Origin of the sequence: Peribacillus sp. NPDC094092, assembly GCF_050279365.1 — a bacterium.
GTDB lineage: Bacteria > Bacillota > Bacilli > Bacillales > DSM-1321 > Peribacillus.
This window is the reverse complement of sequence record NZ_JBNNUC010000002.1, coordinates 288,887-307,347: the sequence shown is the minus strand read 5'-3', so window position 1 is coordinate 307,347 and position 18,461 is coordinate 288,887. Positions and strand designations below refer to the sequence as shown.

General features: G+C 41.1%; 18 protein-coding genes. 2 read left to right on the top strand and 16 right to left on the bottom strand.

The window, feature by feature from the left end; genetic code table 11:
• Positions 1–543: 543 nt before the first annotated feature.
• From ACQKNS_RS10455 to ACQKNS_RS10425, 7 genes are all read right to left on the bottom strand, one after another.
• Entirely contained in the window at positions 544–939 is a 396-nt protein-coding gene (locus tag ACQKNS_RS10455; protein ID WP_427642668.1) for a DUF4367 domain-containing protein, read from the bottom strand.
• A gap of 129 nt (positions 940–1,068) precedes the next feature.
• Positions 1,069–1,491 carry a hypothetical protein gene (locus ACQKNS_RS10450; protein ID WP_427642666.1) on the bottom strand — a complete coding sequence of 141 codons (423 nt, stop codon included), beginning with the start codon at positions 1,489–1,491 and terminating at the stop codon, positions 1,069–1,071.
• Positions 1,492–1,605: 114 nt separating this feature from the next.
• The gene (locus ACQKNS_RS10445; protein WP_427642664.1) at positions 1,606–1,845 is read right to left on the bottom strand and encodes a hypothetical protein; all 240 of its coding nucleotides are present in this window, start codon (positions 1,843–1,845) and stop codon (positions 1,606–1,608) included.
• A gap of 763 nt (positions 1,846–2,608) precedes the next feature.
• A complete protein-coding gene (locus ACQKNS_RS10440; RefSeq protein ID WP_427642662.1) occupies positions 2,609–3,436 on the bottom strand; it encodes a MetQ/NlpA family ABC transporter substrate-binding protein in 828 nt (275 codons plus the stop codon).
• 18 nt (positions 3,437–3,454) lie between these two features.
• Positions 3,455–4,117, bottom strand: coding sequence for a methionine ABC transporter permease (locus tag ACQKNS_RS10435; RefSeq protein ID WP_427642660.1), 663 nt, complete (start codon positions 4,115–4,117; stop codon positions 3,455–3,457).
• Complete coding sequence (locus ACQKNS_RS10430; protein WP_427642658.1) at positions 4,110–4,859, bottom strand: methionine ABC transporter ATP-binding protein; 750 nt, start codon at positions 4,857–4,859, stop codon at positions 4,110–4,112. Before ACQKNS_RS10430 ends, ACQKNS_RS10435 begins: the two co-directional genes overlap by 8 nt.
• Positions 4,860–5,094: 235 nt before the next feature.
• Positions 5,095–5,607, bottom strand: a complete 513-nt coding sequence (locus ACQKNS_RS10425; RefSeq protein WP_427642656.1) for a helix-turn-helix domain-containing protein — start codon at positions 5,605–5,607, stop codon at positions 5,095–5,097.
• Positions 5,608–5,779: 172 nt separating this feature from the next.
• On the opposite strand from ACQKNS_RS10425, the gene ACQKNS_RS10420 reads away from it, so the two are divergent.
• Together ACQKNS_RS10420 and ACQKNS_RS10415 are read left to right on the top strand one after the other, a co-directional pair.
• On the top strand, positions 5,780–7,078 hold the full coding sequence (locus ACQKNS_RS10420) for an MFS transporter (protein WP_427642655.1): 1,299 nt from the start codon (positions 5,780–5,782) through the stop codon (positions 7,076–7,078).
• A 32-nt stretch (positions 7,079–7,110) separates the two neighbouring features.
• The gene (locus ACQKNS_RS10415) at positions 7,111–8,094 is read left to right on the top strand and encodes an ornithine cyclodeaminase family protein (protein WP_427642653.1); all 984 of its coding nucleotides are present in this window, start codon (positions 7,111–7,113) and stop codon (positions 8,092–8,094) included.
• Between the two features lie 163 nt (positions 8,095–8,257).
• Here the strand turns inward: ACQKNS_RS10415 and ACQKNS_RS10410 are convergent, their stop codons facing one another.
• From ACQKNS_RS10410 to ACQKNS_RS10370, 9 genes are all read right to left on the bottom strand, one after another.
• Complete coding sequence (locus ACQKNS_RS10410) at positions 8,258–8,596, bottom strand: hypothetical protein (RefSeq protein ID WP_427642651.1); 339 nt, start codon at positions 8,594–8,596, stop codon at positions 8,258–8,260.
• A 62-nt stretch (positions 8,597–8,658) separates the two neighbouring features.
• Positions 8,659–9,336 (bottom strand): cell surface protein, encoded by a 678-nt coding sequence (locus ACQKNS_RS10405; protein WP_427642649.1) that lies wholly within the window; start codon positions 9,334–9,336, stop codon positions 8,659–8,661.
• Between the two features lie 19 nt (positions 9,337–9,355).
• A complete protein-coding gene (locus ACQKNS_RS10400; protein WP_427642647.1) occupies positions 9,356–9,853 on the bottom strand; it encodes a matrixin family metalloprotease in 498 nt (165 codons plus the stop codon).
• A 668-nt stretch (positions 9,854–10,521) separates the two neighbouring features.
• Positions 10,522–10,980: an SRPBCC family protein gene (locus tag ACQKNS_RS10395; protein ID WP_427642645.1), complete on the bottom strand. Its 459-nt coding sequence runs from the start codon at positions 10,978–10,980 to the stop codon at positions 10,522–10,524.
• A gap of 199 nt (positions 10,981–11,179) precedes the next feature.
• Positions 11,180–12,643, bottom strand: a complete 1,464-nt coding sequence (locus tag ACQKNS_RS10390) for an NAD-dependent succinate-semialdehyde dehydrogenase (RefSeq protein ID WP_427642643.1) — start codon at positions 12,641–12,643, stop codon at positions 11,180–11,182.
• Positions 12,644–12,701: 58 nt separating this feature from the next.
• The gene (locus ACQKNS_RS10385) at positions 12,702–13,997 is read right to left on the bottom strand and encodes an MFS transporter (protein ID WP_427642641.1); all 1,296 of its coding nucleotides are present in this window, start codon (positions 13,995–13,997) and stop codon (positions 12,702–12,704) included.
• Between the two features lie 126 nt (positions 13,998–14,123).
• A complete protein-coding gene (locus ACQKNS_RS10380; RefSeq protein WP_427642639.1) occupies positions 14,124–15,368 on the bottom strand; it encodes an iron-containing alcohol dehydrogenase in 1,245 nt (414 codons plus the stop codon).
• A gap of 98 nt (positions 15,369–15,466) precedes the next feature.
• Positions 15,467–16,672 (bottom strand): hydroxyacid-oxoacid transhydrogenase, encoded by a 1,206-nt coding sequence (locus tag ACQKNS_RS10375; RefSeq protein WP_427642637.1) that lies wholly within the window; start codon positions 16,670–16,672, stop codon positions 15,467–15,469.
• 18 nt (positions 16,673–16,690) lie between these two features.
• Entirely contained in the window at positions 16,691–18,133 is a 1,443-nt protein-coding gene (locus ACQKNS_RS10370) for an aldehyde dehydrogenase family protein (RefSeq protein WP_427642635.1), read from the bottom strand.
• Positions 18,134–18,461 lie beyond the last annotated feature (328 nt).

Below are 18,461 nucleotides of genomic sequence, written 5' to 3'. Positions count from 1 at the left end.
TTCAAGAATTGAAGGGGATTTCACTAAACAATTGTTTTTTTTGAAAGGTAAACGATACATGCTCATCGGCTCATCAAATAAAAGAGTTGGAGTATTTGAGACGATGCTGAAGACTAGGGAATTTTTTATGATTAGAAAATCACATTAAAAAGGAGAACAAAAACTGCTATTGCCAAGGAAGCGGGGTTTGATTAAAACAATTAGTAAATACAGGAAGACCAGGTACCTCATAGTCTATTCCATTTCTATTATAACTGTACAGGATTTAAAACTTTCTAGTAATAAAGCGTAACGATAGGTAAGGAAGACTTTAGCTTTAAAACAGGGAGAGCAAATAAACTAACTTTAAGGGGAAATTTTAATGTTGTTAGAAACAGAAAGAAATAAATTTCGGCTCCATAAGCAAGTTTTGTTCATGCAGAGGGACTTCCACTGGATTGATGTGTTTTTGGAGTTACATCGTATACTACTATAAACTATGGCTGTATAGTCTTTTTATGTCTGTTCTACTTGACAGGGGAAAGTCCACCCTCAGTATTTTTTTTACAGTTCTTCAGCAAGTTTAAGAGCTTCTTCGTTCGTTTTGTTTGTAACTAAGGCCATAAACATGCCGTCTTTTTCAAACTTTATGACATTCATTTCTTCATCTGCAGCATTATTAAAATTGCCTATTTCATATTCAACGTCGTCTATCACAACTTTAGAAAAGTCCTTATCCTCTACATCATTAACGCTGATGGGATTATCATTTTGTTGGGTTAGAATGATGGTATCTTCTTTGGCATTATCGAAGTGGCTCACAACTACATCTTCACCTAATGGTTCAACCTCTCCGTCAAAATCCCCACCTAAAGCATCAGATAGACTCTCCGCCTTTTCTGTGAATTCTGTTGGGATATCTTCATTTGCATAAGTTTCATAACTTGCTGACTCATCCAAATAAGCAAGAGATCTACCGCTACCTCCTACGTCTAGGACAACGTTAACCTCATTATTACAATTGATTGATGGTGTTGCCCAACCAGATTTAGTCGTTAAATCATAATGAGCATTTTTGTTTTTTGGACCTTAAGGCATTGTACGATTCCAAGTATAATTGAATGTGCCACTTTTTAGTTCTACACCAGAATATTTATGATCTAGCTTATTGTATTTTGTATTCTCGTAGTTTCCTGTCAATGCAACACCACCAGTCATTCTACCTTTAAGATTGGAAAGTTTAAATGAGGAAGTATTCCATCTGAAGTTCTTGGTATCCCATTTACCGAATCTAACAATGTGTTCGAGGTCGTATGTTACCTTACCACATGTCGTGAAATAGAGACCTGACCTGATTTTTTGCACTTTAGAAAATAAACCTGATGAACCAGAATTACCAATCTTGTAAACATAATTATTTCTCTGCCCTCCCGCATATGCGTCCGTAATCATTAGTGATGAAAGCAAAATTACTACTAAACATGATAATAGTAGCTTCTTAAAGACCTTCATGCTTTACAGCTCCAATCTTTCGTTATTTTAGACCTATTAAAAGTAGGCCTAAAGTAACGATAACACATTTCATTTAATGTCAATATATTATAAATGTTAATAATTTTCACATTTTTAATTCTTATTCGCACGCTTTTCTAATACGACCCAAGAAAAATAAATCAATAGAGTGGTTATCAAAATTATGAAGCCTGCTTGTGTGATATAAGAAAAATCCCATTCTTTAATTTCTTTCTCATCAAGTCCATTATAATTTTGAATAATATAGTTTGAAGTCTCATAATCCATAAAAACGTAACAAATAATTCCTCCAATTATGACTCCACCTAATAATGATAATAAAAACTTTTTCAATATGGTGTCCCCCTAACTCTTAAGTAAATATGAGTGAGACTGAAACTTAATTCAGATTATCCAAAGTCTCTATCTTCATTACTAAAATCCCTATTTATTACAAGTGCTACTCTAAAATTGTTCAAACTCTACTTCAATATGGTTCTCTTAAAAGGTGTCAATACCTTCCAAGTTCCTCGAGTAAATATAGGCAAATCATCCATATTATCGTTTACTTTTATACCTTTTTTATATCTTCACTTATATTTATTCCTGCTTTTCCTTTATGTAATAATATCCAAAAATCCAGATTAATATATTCCAAAATTGAATTCATAATTTTCATATATGGAAAACTTGCCTTTCTTTCGTCCACTCACAAATTAGATAAGTAAAAAAGCTGGGAACCTGTTACTCCTCTCTGTGATACCTTTTTCCCCGCAAATTAAAAACCCCTGACACTAAAAGTACCAAAGGTTGAAGATTAATATATTTATATATAATGGGCACTTTCCCATGGAAGGGTAATTAAACATTTGTTTTTCAAAACAATTTTATTGACCTCAATGCGAGTTCTTCAGTTGTCCAGGTTAGTAAGTGGCTTACTCGTGATATATCGGTTATTACGGTATGGGGGCTAATAGATTTTTATTTCTTTAATCTTTGTAATATCGAACAAAAATGTGCTGTCCAGGAGCCACAAAATTGTTGATAACAGAATTAAAACTGATACACAAATAAGGACTATTCCCGTTGAAGGAATAGCCCTTTCTTTGTGTCAGAATTAAAATGCCGGGATGGCCGTTTCACTATATTTCTCTTCTAAAAATTTGCGTACTTCCGGGCTTGTCATGGCCTTGGCCAACTTTTGGACTGGCTCGGAATCGACGTTATCCTTGCGTGCCACTAATGTAATCGCAAAGTCATTTTCAACGCCTTCTGTGAGAAGGGCGTCATTTTTTGGTGTTAAACCAAGCGGTGCAGCGTAAGCAGGTGTTATCACGATCGCATCTGCTTCATCATACGTTCTCGCAAGCATTAATAAATCCACTTCTTTAAACTTATAGTTTTTAGGGTTCTCAGTAATATCAGACATTGTATAGTATGGACCCTTTTTTTCCTTTAAAGTAATGACTTTATGCTGTGCCAGCAATGCCAATGAACGATCGATATTCGACACATCATTTGCAATGGCAATAACGGCACCCTCTGGCAATTTATCCATTGAATCGTATTCTTTGGAATACACCCCATAATTGGCAAAATAAATGGGTTTCACTGGTACAAGGTCGGCATTTTTGTTTCGATTGAATTCCTCCATATATGGAACGTGTTGGAAGAAGTTCACATCCACTTCTCCTGCCGCCAGTGCGGTGTTAGGCTGCACATTATCACCAAATACCACCATTTCCAGGTTAATGCCCTCCTCTGCCAGCTTTGGTTTAACAAGCTCAAGAATTTCCGTCATCGGGGGAATGAGTGAGGCCACTTTCAATGTTACCTCTTCCTTCTCCTGATTCTGCGCATTTTCTTTCTCTTTTTCTTCATTCGCCTTTCCGCATCCGACTAAAAGCAACATGATTGCTGTCATGAGAAAGAGTATTTTTTTCATGATGGTTCCCTCCATTATTTATCTTTTATCAATCATTCTGGCTACAGCCGTGCCAATGAATTGGATAAGCTGTACTAGAATGATCATAATGATGATCATATATATCATTAACTCTGTTTTAAATTGCTGATAGCCATACCTGATGGCAAAGTCGCCGATACCGCCGCCCCCGACCACTCCCATGATCGTTGAATAGGAAATAAAGCTGATAATCGATGTTGTTAGTCCGAGGACAAGTCCTGAACGAGCCTCCACGTATAGAAATTTAAAGATGACATCCTTTACAGAAGCCCCCATGGAAATGGCTGCCTCGATTACACCCTTTGGCACGTCCAATAATGATTGCTCGACCAATCGCGAATAATGGGCAATGGCAATGATCGCTAATGGAACGCAAGCGGCTGCTGTACCAATGGCTGTACCGATTATGAGTCTTGTAAACGGGATTAAAAAAACAACCAACAACAAAAATGGGAAAGAACGAATAATATTGACAAATAAATTCAAAATCGAGAAAGCCCACGGATTATCAAGCAAATGCCCCTTCCTGCAAAGGAATAGCAGAGTCCCGACAGGCAATCCAATCAAGATCGCAGCTAAAATGGACACACCAACCATGGTAATGGTTTCTCCAATCGACTGCCAAATTTCTGCCTCATATTGAATTAAAATCTCAGGCATGACCTCGCCCACCATTCTCTGCTAATTGCTCGATAAAGTATTCTGGACGATTATCCCTTTTTTGAATCCCGGTTGGTTCGATTAAGACCGTATCATAAATCTCTCCATCTGCCATGATCGATACACGATTGCATATACTTTTAATGACATCCAGCTCATGACTGACAATGACAATCGTCACACCGAAGCGTTTGTTTATGTTCTCCAGCACGTCTAATAGTTCAGCTGTTGTATTTGGATCAAGGGAAGAGGTCGGTTCATCACATAATAACACTTGCGGGTTATTCGCCAATGCTCTTGCAATGGCAACACGCTGCTTTTGTCCCCCGCTTAATTGTGCAGGATATTTCTCCATCTCACCCTCCAATCCGACAAATTGAAGACACTCTACAACACGGTTGCGACGTTCTTTCCTTGGATAATTTGCCAGCTCTAAAGAGGCTGCCACATTGTCATGAACCGTTTTATTCGCCACAAGATTAAAATGCTGAAAGATCATGCCAATCGACTTCCGTGCCCCTCGAAGTGCTTTATTGTTCAATATTGTCAATCTTTGGCCGTTTACCTCCACTTCGCCCGCATCTGGGGTCTCCACCAAATTCATTAGCCGGAGCAACGTTGATTTCCCTGCTCCGCTCGCTCCGATTATTCCATGGATTTCACCTTTAGGTATTGTTAAAGAAACAGACTTAATTGCCTGAAACTGTGAAAATTTTTTACTCACTTGATGCAGGTTAATCATAAAATCCCACTTTCTATTTGTTGAAAGATAAGCATATCGCTCCTCATTATCGTTTCATTAAAGAAACACAGCTAATAAATCATTTTATCAACTAATGGGGATCTAATGCAAAGACACAAATTAACAGTTAGAAAGGATAGATGAACAGTGAGGAATCCCTGTTTTCACCTATCCTTTTCTACGACATTTTTCGTTAACGGGTTTACTTGAAAATTCCATTGATCCTGTACTTCCGTTATTTCGATGACACCACCAAAAACCGGACAACTTGATCCGAGAAGTTAAACCAGTAATGGGCTTTTCTAGCATCGAACATGTATGACTGCTGTTCATGGAGTTCTGTTCTCTCTCCCTCTATTTCCACGGTTAACTTCCCTTCGATAATGAATAGGAATTCGTGCCCGCTATGGGAAAAAGCGCTTCCTTTATTTTCCCCTGGCTTTAAGGTGACAAGAATGGGCGAAAAAACAGCATCACGAATGCCGCTGGATAAATTCTGATAATGAAATTGTTCATGATTATAATCTGAATTTTCTTGGGAACGGTCCTCAGAAAAAAAGAAGCTTGGGTTGACATCTAATGTATCAGCGATCTTTTTTAATGACTCTAATGTGACGCTTGATTTTCCCCGTTCTACTTGTGATAAAAAACTGATCGAAACGCCTGTTTGTTCAGCCAGGCTCTTTAAAGTTAGTTTTCGCTCTTTCCTCAATAATTTCATTTTTTTCCCGATGGAATCAAAAGGCATACAGATGCCCCCTTTTTTACATAGTATCTAGCTACATTATACAGTACAAGTTTTGATGAATGTTCCGTCATTAATAGCTTAGTAAAAGATATTGACAGAAAATTTGTAATTATTTAAAATGAAAGAAATCATAAATTGAAGTGATACTTCAATTTTAAAGGGGTGGCTCAAGATGGAGAAGAAACAAATGCGGCGAATATTAGTCGCGAGTTTAGTCGGAAGTTCGATTGAGTGGTTCGACTATTTTTTATATGGGACTGTTTCAGCTCTCGTGTTTAACCAGCTATTCTTCGTGAATGAGGATCCGACAATAGGGCTGTTGCTTTCCTATGCATCCTTTGCGTTAGCATTCTTCATCCGCCCTTTTGGCGGTGTGATCTTTAGCCATATCGGCGATCGTATCGGGAGAAAGAAAACACTAGTTTTAACACTTAGTTTGATGGGGATCGCAACATTTGGGATGGGGCTTCTTCCTACATATCAAGCCGTTGGTATTTGGGCGCCGATTTTATTAATCACGTTGCGCTTAGTTCAAGGTCTGGGAATTGGCGGTGAATGGGGAGGCGCGCTTTTATTGGCCGTCGAATATGCCCCCGCTGAGAAACGTGGCTTGTTCGGGGCTATCCCTCAGATGGGTGTCACTATAGGGATGCTGCTTGGAACCGTTGCCTTATCTATTATGACACTGCTTCCTGAAAACGCATTCATGACTTGGGGATGGCGTATACCATTCATTTTTAGTGCTTTGCTTGTATTTTTTGGCCTATGGATTCGTAAAGGAATTGATGAAACTCCGTCTTTCAAAAAAGTAAAGGAATCCGGGGAAGTTCCAAAACTGCCGATTGTTGAAACGCTTAAGAATTATTGGCGTGAAGTGCTTATCGCCGTGGGAGCCAAAGTGGTAGAAACAGCGCCATTTTATATTTTCAGCACATTTGTCGTATCATATGCTACTGCAAATCTCGGTTTCTCTCGGACTGCTACATTAACTGCAGTCATGATTGCAACCATTATAACGACGATTTTAATACCAATCATGGGGAATTTATCTGATACAATCGGCCGCAAAAAGCTGTTCATAGGGGGAACGATTGGGATGGCACTGTTTGCATTCCCATACTTCTGGCTGCTGCAGCAAAAATCGGTCCTGCTATTAATCGTTGCAACAGTAATAGGTTTAGGGGTTATTTGGGCTCCCATCACAGCTGTTCTTGGAACGATGTTCTCGGAAATTTTCGATGCAAAGATCCGTTATACCGGCATCACGCTTGGATATCAAATCGGGGCAGCTCTTGCTGGAGGAACAGCGCCGCTAGTTGCAACGGCTTTACTTGATAGGTTTAACAACTCCTATGTTCCTGTCGCCATTTATATTATTTTTGCATCTGTCCTGTCACTAGCAGCGATTTGGGCAGTCAAGGATCGCAGCAATCAGAAATTAGACGAAACGCATAATAGTAGTGCCATGTAATCCATGGTTTTTACTTCAAGGAGGACAATGGAATGTTGGTTATAAACGAGAAGGAAATTCAACAATCATATGGAATGAAGGACGCAATATCGGATGTAAAGGCCGTATTGCATGCACATGGTGCCAGAAAAATTGACAACCCCCATCGCACCGTTCTTGCTTTCCTTCAACACGAGGCATCGGCACTTTACATGCCAAGCGCTGATTTATCTGAAGAAGTTTCGGCGGTCAAAGTCGTGACCATTTTCCCGAAGAATCCTTCAAGGGGGATGGCCACAACACAAGGGGTCATCTTGCTGTCTGATGCAGAAAATGGCGAACATTTAGCATTGCTGAACGCCTCCTATTTAACACGTCTCAGAACGGGGGCATTGAGCGGCATTGCGACAGACTTTCTTGCTCGTAAAGACGCCCGGGTGCTCACGATCATCGGAACGGGAGCCATGGGATTTGAACAAGCAATCGGAGTATTAGCCGTAAGGGACATTGAACGCATTTTATTAGTCAATCGCACACGAGAGAAAGCGGAGAAATTTGGTGAAAAGCTGCGCGCATTTGGAGTAACCGTTCCTTTTGAAGTTTACGAGGATGTATCAGCCGCCGTTCGTCAAGCAGATATCATTTGCTGTGCAACCCGCTCGAACGAACCTGTATTCAATGGGCAGGATGTAAAGCCTGGCACACACATTAACGGGGTCGGGTCTTATTTGCCGGATATGAAAGAAGTGGATCATACCACGGTTTCACGCGCCGCTAAAATTATCGTCGACGATTTGGCTGGCGTGAAGAATGAAGCAGGAGAACTCATATATGCAGCCAATCAGGGAAATTGGTCGTTTAATGATATTCATGGGGAGCTTTATGAACTTGTAATGCTGACCAAAACAGGCAGGGAAAATGAAGAGGAAATTACCTTCTTTAAATCGGTCGGTGCTGCTTACTTTGACCTCGCTGTCGCAAAAGGTGTTTACCGCCAATCGAAAGAACGGAACATCGGGATGGAGATTGAGGTATAAAAAGAAGCTCGTACATGTTGCTATCGCTGAATGTAATAACAATTAAAAAAAGAGACCCTTCTTTAGGAAGGGTCTTTTGAATAATCCTTATCTTTCACAAGCGGTCCTGTCTTTATCACGGTCGCTTTTTTTATTGGCATCATATAGTGCAAAAACCTTTGATTTATTCACCTGAATTATTCTCCTTTTTTCCAAGTGCTACCGCCAAAGTAAGGAATATATAAGGATAAGTTAATAAAGTAAGCTCTAAAAAACCCAAGCTTCCAAATAGCAACATTTCCTGAGCGTGTCCGTCTAAATAATATCCTTTTCCGGTCATATACAATCCAACAAGGAGATATGTTGTTATAGATATCCCTATTAAAAAATATCCTATGATATTAAACTTAATTTTTGTAAAACTATATACTAAAATGCCTAAATAAACTAATCCAAGCAGTATCAATAAAATAGGGATGTATACTGGCTCATAAAAAAAATCACTCATACTATCAATTAGCATCTTATGCCCCTTCTATCGACAGTCTGAAGAGCCTATAAAACGACTCTTTTTTCTTTAAATTTTTATTGCTCAGCATCGAATTCAGATTCTGAACGGTCTCTATCTGTAGGTATTTCATTTTCATATGCATTTTCATACTCAGAAACTACCTCTGTGGCTTCCTCGTTCAAAGAAACTTTACCTTTTTCCATTTTTTCACTAGTCACATCTTGCTTAATACCTTCAACGTATTCATTCGAATTTGGACCTGATACTAATAATGAACCATCATCTTGTGCATACGCTAAAAACACATAGGATTTTCCTTCTTCCGGTAATGTATCATCTTCATACAAAACAACAGAAGAGCCATCTTCATTTACCCCTCCAGCCTTTTGAATAGGTATGGAAGTATCTGTAACTAGATCACCCTTTATATTTTGCAGGACGGTAACTTTGTAATTTGTATACGGTGTTGAAACCTCTTTCGTACCGTCACTAGTTTCAATTGTTACAGGATTTTTGTATACAGTGTCAACATCTTCATCAACGCGGCCTATAAAAACGTAATCTGCATCACCTACAGTTTCTTTTGAATCATCCACATCTACAGCAAAAGTACCATCCATTTGAATTACCTTTAGATTTTTTTTATCCTCCGAACTTAGATCTTTCTTGGAATTAGAACAAGCTGAAACGATCAAAGAAAGACTGACCATAAATAATAGTGAAGCAATCAACTGAACTTTTTTCTTACCCATTTCCCCCCTCCTCTTCCTGTTAGTATTTCTTATAAGCAGCGGTATAAGAAGCTTTATCATTTGCACTTAATGATGTCTTTGTAGAAACATATTTATACATGACATCACTTGATGTATTATGTGCCAACCCTAATGCATGTCCTAATTCATGTGTTGCCACATTTTGTTTTTTTGTAGCACTTAAAGTATCCATTACATATTTATTAAAACTTATAGACCCTTGAGATGAAGTTACTCCTGCAACACCTGATTTTTCACTATAATCAGAAATCGCAACATCTTGTATTACCTTTGCCGAATCTTTTCTAATTACTCCACTTTTAAAGCCATTCCATGTTTTAACTCCTGCATTAAATTGAGTTTGATATTTTGTACTACCATCCCAATCCATATGTTTCCCAGAGTCTACAAGATTCCAAGATAATGTTTTAGCTGTGGCAGCTGATGCACTCATTGGTATCGTAAACATGAAAACTAAAGATGCTGCTGTTACTATTATTCCCATTTTCTTCTTCAATAAATAGTCCCCCAAAGGTTATATATTTTAATAGTATTGAATATTAGGAAAATCAAATGAACATTAACGTTTTTGCAAAAAAAGTTATGCTTCCATACTACTTTTTACATCTTCACTTATAATTTGTCTCAGCAAATACAGCATTCAATTGTTCAAAAAACATAAACTACCTACAATCATCAACTGTTTTTTCTTTTTTCCTCCTCCTATTTTTGGTTTTCCATTCCTATAATGGCATAATAACCATAAATTCAGATTGATAGGTCTCAAAATTGAATTCAGGAATTTCACATATGGAATCGTTTCTGTGATTCACCGAAAAAGGGTTTAAAAATTAATTACTCCATTAAATTAGTAAGAGGGATAAAAAGCTGTGAACCCGTTACCCCTCTTATGTGATGCCTTTTTCCCACAAATAAAAAGAATCCACCTTCAATAAAGATGGATTCTTTTCTTATATGTGCTGTGCCGATTTAGTTTTCATGCAGAGTTGATTGGAGCGGGTGTGCGAGGCCCCTGCTTAGAAAAGCGTGTCCAAGGGTGACGCCACAGGCGCAAAGACCGCCCGCGGAAAGCGAGTGCCTGCAGTGGAATGAAACGATCAAAGCCCCCCTCCAACATGGGCAAGTTGTATGCCCCCTATAATGCGGAAGATTGACTTCATTCATTCACGATCCACTTGTTTCTGCTTCAGCTACCCTTTTGACACGTTCTAAAAATTCAACTACCACTTTATCGGTGGCAAATAATAAAAGTAATTTCAAAAACCACTTTAACGGGCGACTGGTGACTGTATATGTAAAGGAAGTCTGATTGTCATTGATTTTATTTAGTTCATAAAAAGCTGTAATATCAAACATTTTAGCAAGTATAAAGCCCACTTTTAGCTTTTTCTCATTCGTTTCATTCAAATATTCCAATGTTTCTATATCATACTCTTCTGTTCGTTTTCCTTCTCGATATTTTTGGCGATATACACTCCCGACCACTTCTTCGGTTATTTTAACGGGCTTGTGTTCAACTACTTGAGGCATGATTTGCTGCATATTTTCTACAGAACCATCAAGAAACTTCCAAACCTGTTCAATCGGGGCGTTTATTTCTATTGCTCTTGTCCATTTTTTCAATGCAATCACCTCTAGTTATAATAATAGTTACTTTACAACAAAAAACCAAATATTAACAACCTAGGGTCTATGCGTACGGAGTTAATTTTGGTAACAGAGGTTTGTTTATCAAGGGCGTGTGAAGAATTAAGATTTTTCCTTTGGTAAAAAAGAAAGGCTTAAGGATTCGACTTCACCTTAAGCCTTTTCTTGCCCTATTTTAAAAACCCATCGATATATATTTTTCTTCTAAATATTCTTCAAGGCCTTGATGGCCGCCTTCCCTCCCCATGCCGCTTTCTTTCATGCCGCCAAATGGGGCTTGTGCAACAGTGGGAATGGCGTCGTTGTAGCCGATGATGCCGAACTCCAGAGCTTCGGATACTCTGACTCCCCTGCTTATATTCTGTGTGTAAAAATAAGCGGCCAGTCCGTACTCTGTATTGTTGGCAAGCTCGATCACCTCTTCTTCCGTATCAAAAGGGATGATTGGTGCGACCGGTCCAAATGTTTCCTGGTATGTGATGAGCATATCTTTGTTCACTCCGCCCAGAACGGTCGGTTCATAGAATAATCCATCAGCCAATTCCCCTTCAACTCTTTGTCCGCCACAAAGAAGGCTGGCACCTTTTTCCAAGGCATCTTGTACATGTTCCTCTACCTTTTCCAGGCCATCACTGCTGACAAGAGGCCCGACTTCAACGGTTGGATCAATGCTATTTCCGACTTTTAGAGCTTGTACCTTTTCAACAAAGAGTGCAGAGAATTTATCGATGACAGAACGGTGGACGTAAATGCGATTGGCGCATACGCACGTTTGTCCGGTGTTCCTGAATTTGCTTGCAACGGCACCAGCTGCTGCGGCTTCCAAATCAGCATCCTCAAAGACGATGAACGGCGCGTGCCCTCCAAGCTCCAGGGAAAGTCTCTTAAGCTGCGGGGCTGACTTGGTAACCAGCAATTTGCCTACTTCAGTAGATCCGGTAAAAGAAATTTTCCTTACTACCGGGTTTTCAAATATTTCATCCGAGATAGGTCCGGCACTCCCTGTTACGATACTGACCACACCAGCAGGCACTCCCGCCATTTCCACCAATTTACCAAACGCTAACGCACTAATAGGAGATTGTTTTGCAGGCTTGACAATGACTGTACATCCAGCCGCCATGGCAGGTCCTACTTTCCGCGTCATCATCGCCAACGGGAAATTCCAAGGGGTAATGGAAGCGACCACTCCAATCGGCTGGCGAATCACCGATAGCCGTTTATTTGCAGCAGAAGCTGGTATCGTTTCCCCATAAATCCTTCGGCCTTCCTCAGCAAACCATTCCAGGTAGCTTGCAGCAAAATCCACTTCACCCCGGGCTTCCGTTAAGGGCTTGCCCATCTCCATACTCATGATTTCTGCTAATTCATCTTTATATTCATGCATAAGGTCATGCAATTTCTTTAGATATTTACTGCGTTCCTGTGCCGTCAGTTTTGACCAGGATTTGAACGCTTCCTCAGCAGCTGCAATGGCCGCATGCGTTTCTTGGCGTCCTCCATTTGGAATCCTTGCCACCACTTTCCCTGTTGATGGATTTGTTACTGGTAAAGTTTCTCCGTTATGTGCTGCAGTCCATTCACCGTTTACATACATTTTCAGTTCAGATAAATTGATTAATCCACTAGTTTTCAGCATGAATATGTCTCCTTTTTTTGTTGGATTTGCAAAGCGCTTCATTATATACACAAAAAGATTAGAGCCCTGAAACTTTAGTTCCCCCGTCAATGTCCGTGTTAATGGAAATCCTTTCATTTTTAAGAACGAAGGTATACCCCACAGCAGCAATTAGGCAAATGACTACAGGTATGATCAGGGCTATATTGAAATTATTGAACTTCGCTATTAAGATCCCTGTTGCGACTGGAGCAATCCAGCCAGCGAGGTTCCCCACGAAGTTTTGCAGCCCGGCAAGCTTTCCTTCCGCACCCTTTGGAGCAACATCCGAAACAGTGGCCCAGAGAATGCCCGCAGCCAATCCTTCACCGCCGATTGCTATGGAGATATACGTAAGTGCCATTATGGCGCTGTCTGTATAGATCGTCGGTATTATGGCTAATGGAAAAAGCATGCCGATAGTTAAAACAGTCTTTCTTGCTTTGATGGAATTCCAGCCTCTTTTAATCAAGAAATCCGACAGCACCCCGCCTAGAATATTTCCCAGAAAGGACATGATCCAAGGCAGCATCGTGAAGAATCCGGCTTTTAAAAGAGTCATTTGCCTTTCGACTACAAGGTAAGTAGGAAGCCAGGTCATCATTAAATAAGTAAGATAGTTATGGGCAAACAAGCCATATAACATAGGGTAAACACTTTTGAATTTGAAGAATTTAAATGGCGAGATGTTTAGTGTCGCCGCCTTTTCGGTTTGAGTTTGCTCCTCTTTGATATAGGCTACTTCTGCCTCGTTTGCAATCTTACTTTGCTCTGGATGGTTTTTGAAAAAGAATAACCAGAATGCCAGCCATACAAAACCGATGGATCCAATGACCACAAAGGATGCTTGCCATCCCCAAGTCTGGATGATCCATGCTAAAATGGGGGTCGTTATCCCAATCCCGATAGCTGTACCAGAATTAAATATCCCGTTTGCAATGCCCCGTTCGTGTGACGGCAGCCAGTCAGAAATAACGCGCGTGTTGGTTGGAAACGCCGGCGCCTCCCCGATTCCCATTAAAACGCGGATACCGATCAATCCGCCAAGCGAACGTCCCATTCCAGTAAACACCGTACAGAGCGACCACCATACGATGGCTATCGAATATGTTAAGCGTGCACCCAATTTATCAACGATTACCCCGACCGGGATTTGCATTAGGGCATACGACCAAAAGAACGCTGACCCCAATATCCCGAATTCTACTGCCGAAAGCGAAAGATCCTTCATCATCGAGGGTCCTGCAATGCCAAGAATTGCCCTATCCATATAATTGATTGTTGTTGCGACGAAAAGGAGTACCACTACAAGCCATCTTCCATTGGTCTTTTTCATACGTCACCTCATTAGATAATTATATTCAGGTAGAAAAATGCTGCGGGAAATCCATATGCCCGATAAAGTTGAAAAGGGAAAATTGATTCGAAATCCCCTGAAATTCATTTTCAAATTGAATGGTTTTTATACATTCACGATGGCCGTTTCTGAATTTTTTGCACTGCTTGCATTTCGATTACCATTATTAAAACCTTCAAAATCCCCCTCATAAGCCTTCTCTATAATCAGTTGGATATCCGATGCCTTCGTCAGCCTTGGATTAACGACCACGTTACCGCTTCGCATGGAATCTTCCACTAATTTCGGCAAAACGTCCAATGATACTCCAAGCTCTTTAATATTAAGCGGAATATTCATGCTCCGATTCATTTCGATGATGGTTTCGATTGCTTTTTCGGCTGCTTGTGCTTTGGATAAACCGCTTACATCCATTCCTAAAGCTATTGCAATATCTCTATACTGATCCTCACATGCCGGCAGGTTGAATCTCATGACGAATGGCAATAGTGCTGCATTTGCGATGCCATGCGGGATATTAAAGACCCCTCCAAATGTATGGGAAATGGCGTGTACATTACCCAGTCGGGATTGTGAAAAGGCTGCACCAGCTAACAAGGAGGCTACAAGCATGTTTTCCCTGCTTTCCATGTCCGTTCCCACAAAGTACGATCGTGTTAAATGTTCACCGATCATCTTAATCGCCTGCATCGCGAAAGCCTTGCTGATGGGGTTGGCAGATTTGGATGTGTAAGATTCAATTGCATGAGTCAGAGCATCCATACCGGTAGCTGCAGTAATCTCTTGAGGCAAATTCAATGTAAGGGCAGGATCCAATATAGCTAGCTTTGGAAACAGAAGTGAACTAAGTACTCCTAATTTAAAAGAGGTGTCCTTATTCGTTACCACTGTCGAATTGGTAGCTTCACTGCCAGTTCCAGCCGTAGTCGGGATTGCTATGATCGGGAGCGGGGGATTGGATATCTTTCCGACTCCTTCATAATCCAGGATATGGCCGGGATTAGTCGCCATTGCCGCGATGCCCTTGGCTGTGTCAATGCTGCTGCCTCCGCCTACAGCCAGAACCGCCTCCATCTTTTGTTGCTTAAGATACACTGTCCCCTGTTGGATTGTTTGAGCTGATGGATTAGGCTCCACCTCATCGTAAATCTCAAAATAAAGGTTTGCTGAAGAAAGGGATTTTTCAATGCCTTGCAAGAGACCGGCTCCCCTAACCCCTTTATCTGTTACGATCAGCACACTCGATACACCTAAATCCTTAATTAGTTCCCCCGTTTTTTCAGATATTCCGTTACCGCTTTCCACCCGTGTCGGCATACTATATGTAAAAGGCATAAGAGACATTTTCATCTTCCTCTCCATTTATATTCTATTAAATAGTGGCACCCTTTCCGCCCCATTCAGCAGATCCATCATGAATGATGCATAACACCATTCCTTCAAGCAATCTATAAAGCTTTTCTAAGTAATTCTTCTAAACTGTGCTGGGTTGGCACCCTAGGGTTATTCCGAACCAGGCGATCGATTTGGAGGGTCTTCTCAGCAATTTCGGGAATATCCTCTTCTTTGATCCCAATCTCCGTCAGCTTTGTAGGCAGTCCGATTTCCCCAAGCAGGGTAAGCACAGCTTTTGAAGCAGCCAAAGCGGCTTCCTTATCGGAGAGGCCATCCGAGTTCACATTGAATGCCTGTGAAATCCTCACCATTTTTTCTGTTTCTACAGCTGCATTATATTCCATGACATATGGAAGCAAGAGCCCTGTCACCTCTCCATGCGGTGACTTCACAAGCCCTCCGATTGGATAAGCCAATGCATGGGCTGCTGCTGTACCTGCATTTGAAAAGGACATTCCGGCAAGCAGGCTGCCCATTAGCATATTGGAACGGGCCTCGAGATTGCTTCCTTGCTGTACAGCAAGCGGCAGGTTTTTTGCAATCAATTCAATAGCTCTGTAGGCGAGTGCATCGCTTATGGGGATTGAACCTTGGAATAAAATGTTTCCTTCTGCCTGGATATACGCAGAAGGTTTGGCTGTGTATGCCTCTATCGCATGTGACAGAGCATCAATTCCGGAACAAGCTGTTACATAAGCGGGAAGCCCTAACGTTAATTCTGGATCAAGCAGAGCAACGGTTGGTCTTAGATAGTTATCCGAGATACCAACTTTCAGGTTATTTTCCACATCGGTCAATACCGCTACTGATGTCACTTCCGAACCGGTTCCAGCCGTCGTAGGAATCGCTACAAGAGGGGCGATTGGTCCGGGAACCTGGTTTTCCCCGCCATAATAGTCCAGGGGATGTCCTCCATGGGCGACCAACAAGGCGACGATCTTGGCCATATCAATGCTGCTTCCTCCGCCAAGGCCAATTACTGCATCAATATCCATTTGAGATTGCGCAAACTTATAACAGTCCATCGCCGAATCTACAGGCGGCTCCGGTACGACCTGGTCATAGATAACTGTTTCGTAATTCGCTTGCTCCAACAACGATGAAATTCTGTCCACGATACCAGCGTTTTTGATCCCTGGGTCAGTAACGAGCAAAATGTTTTTCGCCTTTACCCTTTGCAGGATTGAATCCAATTGCCCGATCGCCCCGTTTCCAAATACGATTCTTTCGGTAGAATAAAAATCCCATGTGTTTCTCATATCCCTTACCTCCAAAATCTATAGATTGATGACGACAAGTTTTTCGTCTGTCATCTCTTGCATGGCATAATGCGGTCCTTCTTTGCCAATTCCGCTGTCCTTCACGCCGCCATACGGCATGATGTCGGCACGGTATGTAGAAACATCATTGATGATCACTCCGCCAAAATGAAGTTCCTGTGTTGCCCGCATGGCTAAAGTGATATCGGATGTAAATAAACCAACTTGTAAGCCGAACTTAGTATCATTGGCCTGACAGAAAGCTTCCTCGATGCTATCGAAAGGAATGATGCTGATCACCGGTGCGAACACTTCCTGGCAGACTACCTTCATTTCCGGTTTCACATCTATTAATATAGTAGGTTCCAGGATCGATTCCCTCCTTTTCCCTCCATATACCACTTTGGCCCCTAGACGCTCAGCTTCCTGAATCCATTCTTCCGCACGCATTGCTTCCTTCTCGGAAATCATGGGACCAATGTCCGTGGAAGGATCTGCAGGATTTCCGACCTTCAAGCCCTGCGCCACCTTGACTGCCTTCTCCACAAACACATCGCAGATATCTCTATGAACGTAGATGCGCTGCACAGAGATGCAGGCTTGCCCTGCATTCACATACCCCCGCGTGACACAGAGCTCAACTGCTCTGTCTAAATCAGGGACATCCTTATGGATGATATTTGGGGAGTTATTCCCTAATTCCAAGGTAACCTTACGAATTCCCGTACTGCTCTTAATGTGCCTGCCCACGCCGGGACTCCCTGTAAAAGTGAACATCGCAATTCGTTCATCCTCCAAAAGGTATTGACCTGTTTCCTGCCCAAACCCGTTGACCACATTGAGGAAACCTGCGGGCAATCCAGCCTCGGAAAAGATTTCCGCTATTTTGCATGCAATGAGCGGCGTCATTTCAGCCGGCTTCAACACGATTGTATTTCCCGCTGCCAACGCAGGAGCCACCTTGTGGATGGTGAGATTGAACGGGAAGTTAAACGGGGTGATCGCACCGATAACTCCAACAGGAACCCGGATGGTGAAAGCCATCTTATTGTCGTTTCCAGACTGCCCCAAAGGAACACCCGTACCGGCAATCCGTTTTGCTTCTTCCGCTGATGCAATCATCGTTTGTATTCCCCTATCGATTTCCCCTCTGGCATCCTTCAATACTTTACCGACTTCCTGAACCAGAATCATCGCCAGCTCTTCTTTTCTTTCTTTCGCGATTTCCGCTGCACGCATTAAAATCTCGTAGCGTTGATCCGAATCTAGCTTTCTCGTATTAAAAGTTTCCAAGGCATTGGTCACCGCTTCAGAAACAATTTCGCGGGATGCCCTTCCAATCTGGGCAATTTCTTCTTTGTTATATTTGTTCATGACAGCGATCGTATGTTGATCGGATATCCATTGCCCATTTATGAAATGGCCATAAAATGCATTTTTCCTGCTAAGAGATGTGCTCATTGAAGATTCCTCCTTTGAAAAATTACGATCACATTTTTTCATTTCACAGTTTTTTCTGCTAATAGATGGAATACATCCAATCAGGAAAACGCTTTAGATAAAGCGCTTTCATTTAATGCTCATGATTTTGTCTGCCTATCAATGCTCTTTAGCAAACTGTTTATTTTATAGAATCGCATTCCAAAAATCATATGTAATCGTTTCCGAAAATATATCACATAATATACAATTTTGTAAATATTTAAAATTAGAAAGATTCAGTCAACTAATCAAAAAACATTGATACTACAGTGTTTTTGACAATAATTCATATATAAAGATTAAAAAT

Coding starts and splice junctions, on each gene's coding strand:
- ACQKNS_RS10370 (WP_427642635.1), bottom strand. CDS start 18,133: ATGAGCACATCTCTTAGCAGGAAAAATGCATTTTATGGCCATTTCATA.
- ACQKNS_RS10435 (WP_427642660.1), bottom strand. CDS start 4,117: ATGCCTGAGATTTTAATTCAATATGAGGCAGAAATTTGGCAGTCGATT.
- ACQKNS_RS10385 (WP_427642641.1), bottom strand. CDS start 13,997: ATGAAAAAGACCAATGGAAGATGGCTTGTAGTGGTACTCCTTTTCGTC.
- ACQKNS_RS10405 (WP_427642649.1), bottom strand. CDS start 9,336: ATGGGTAAGAAAAAAGTTCAGTTGATTGCTTCACTATTATTTATGGTC.
- ACQKNS_RS10410 (WP_427642651.1), bottom strand. CDS start 8,596: ATGCTAATTGATAGTATGAGTGATTTTTTTTATGAGCCAGTATACATC.
- ACQKNS_RS10440 (WP_427642662.1), bottom strand. CDS start 3,436: ATGAAAAAAATACTCTTTCTCATGACAGCAATCATGTTGCTTTTAGTC.
- ACQKNS_RS10375 (WP_427642637.1), bottom strand. CDS start 16,672: ATGAGAAACACATGGGATTTTTATTCTACCGAAAGAATCGTATTTGGA.
- ACQKNS_RS10450 (WP_427642666.1), bottom strand. CDS start 1,491: ATGAAGGTCTTTAAGAAGCTACTATTATCATGTTTAGTAGTAATTTTG.
- ACQKNS_RS10425 (WP_427642656.1), bottom strand. CDS start 5,607: ATGCCTTTTGATTCCATCGGGAAAAAAATGAAATTATTGAGGAAAGAG.
- ACQKNS_RS10415 (WP_427642653.1), top strand. CDS start 7,111: ATGTTGGTTATAAACGAGAAGGAAATTCAACAATCATATGGAATGAAG.
- ACQKNS_RS10430 (WP_427642658.1), bottom strand. CDS start 4,859: ATGATTAACCTGCATCAAGTGAGTAAAAAATTTTCACAGTTTCAGGCA.
- ACQKNS_RS10390 (WP_427642643.1), bottom strand. CDS start 12,643: ATGCTGAAAACTAGTGGATTAATCAATTTATCTGAACTGAAAATGTAT.
- ACQKNS_RS10420 (WP_427642655.1), top strand. CDS start 5,780: ATGGAGAAGAAACAAATGCGGCGAATATTAGTCGCGAGTTTAGTCGGA.
- ACQKNS_RS10380 (WP_427642639.1), bottom strand. CDS start 15,368: ATGAAAATGTCTCTTATGCCTTTTACATATAGTATGCCGACACGGGTG.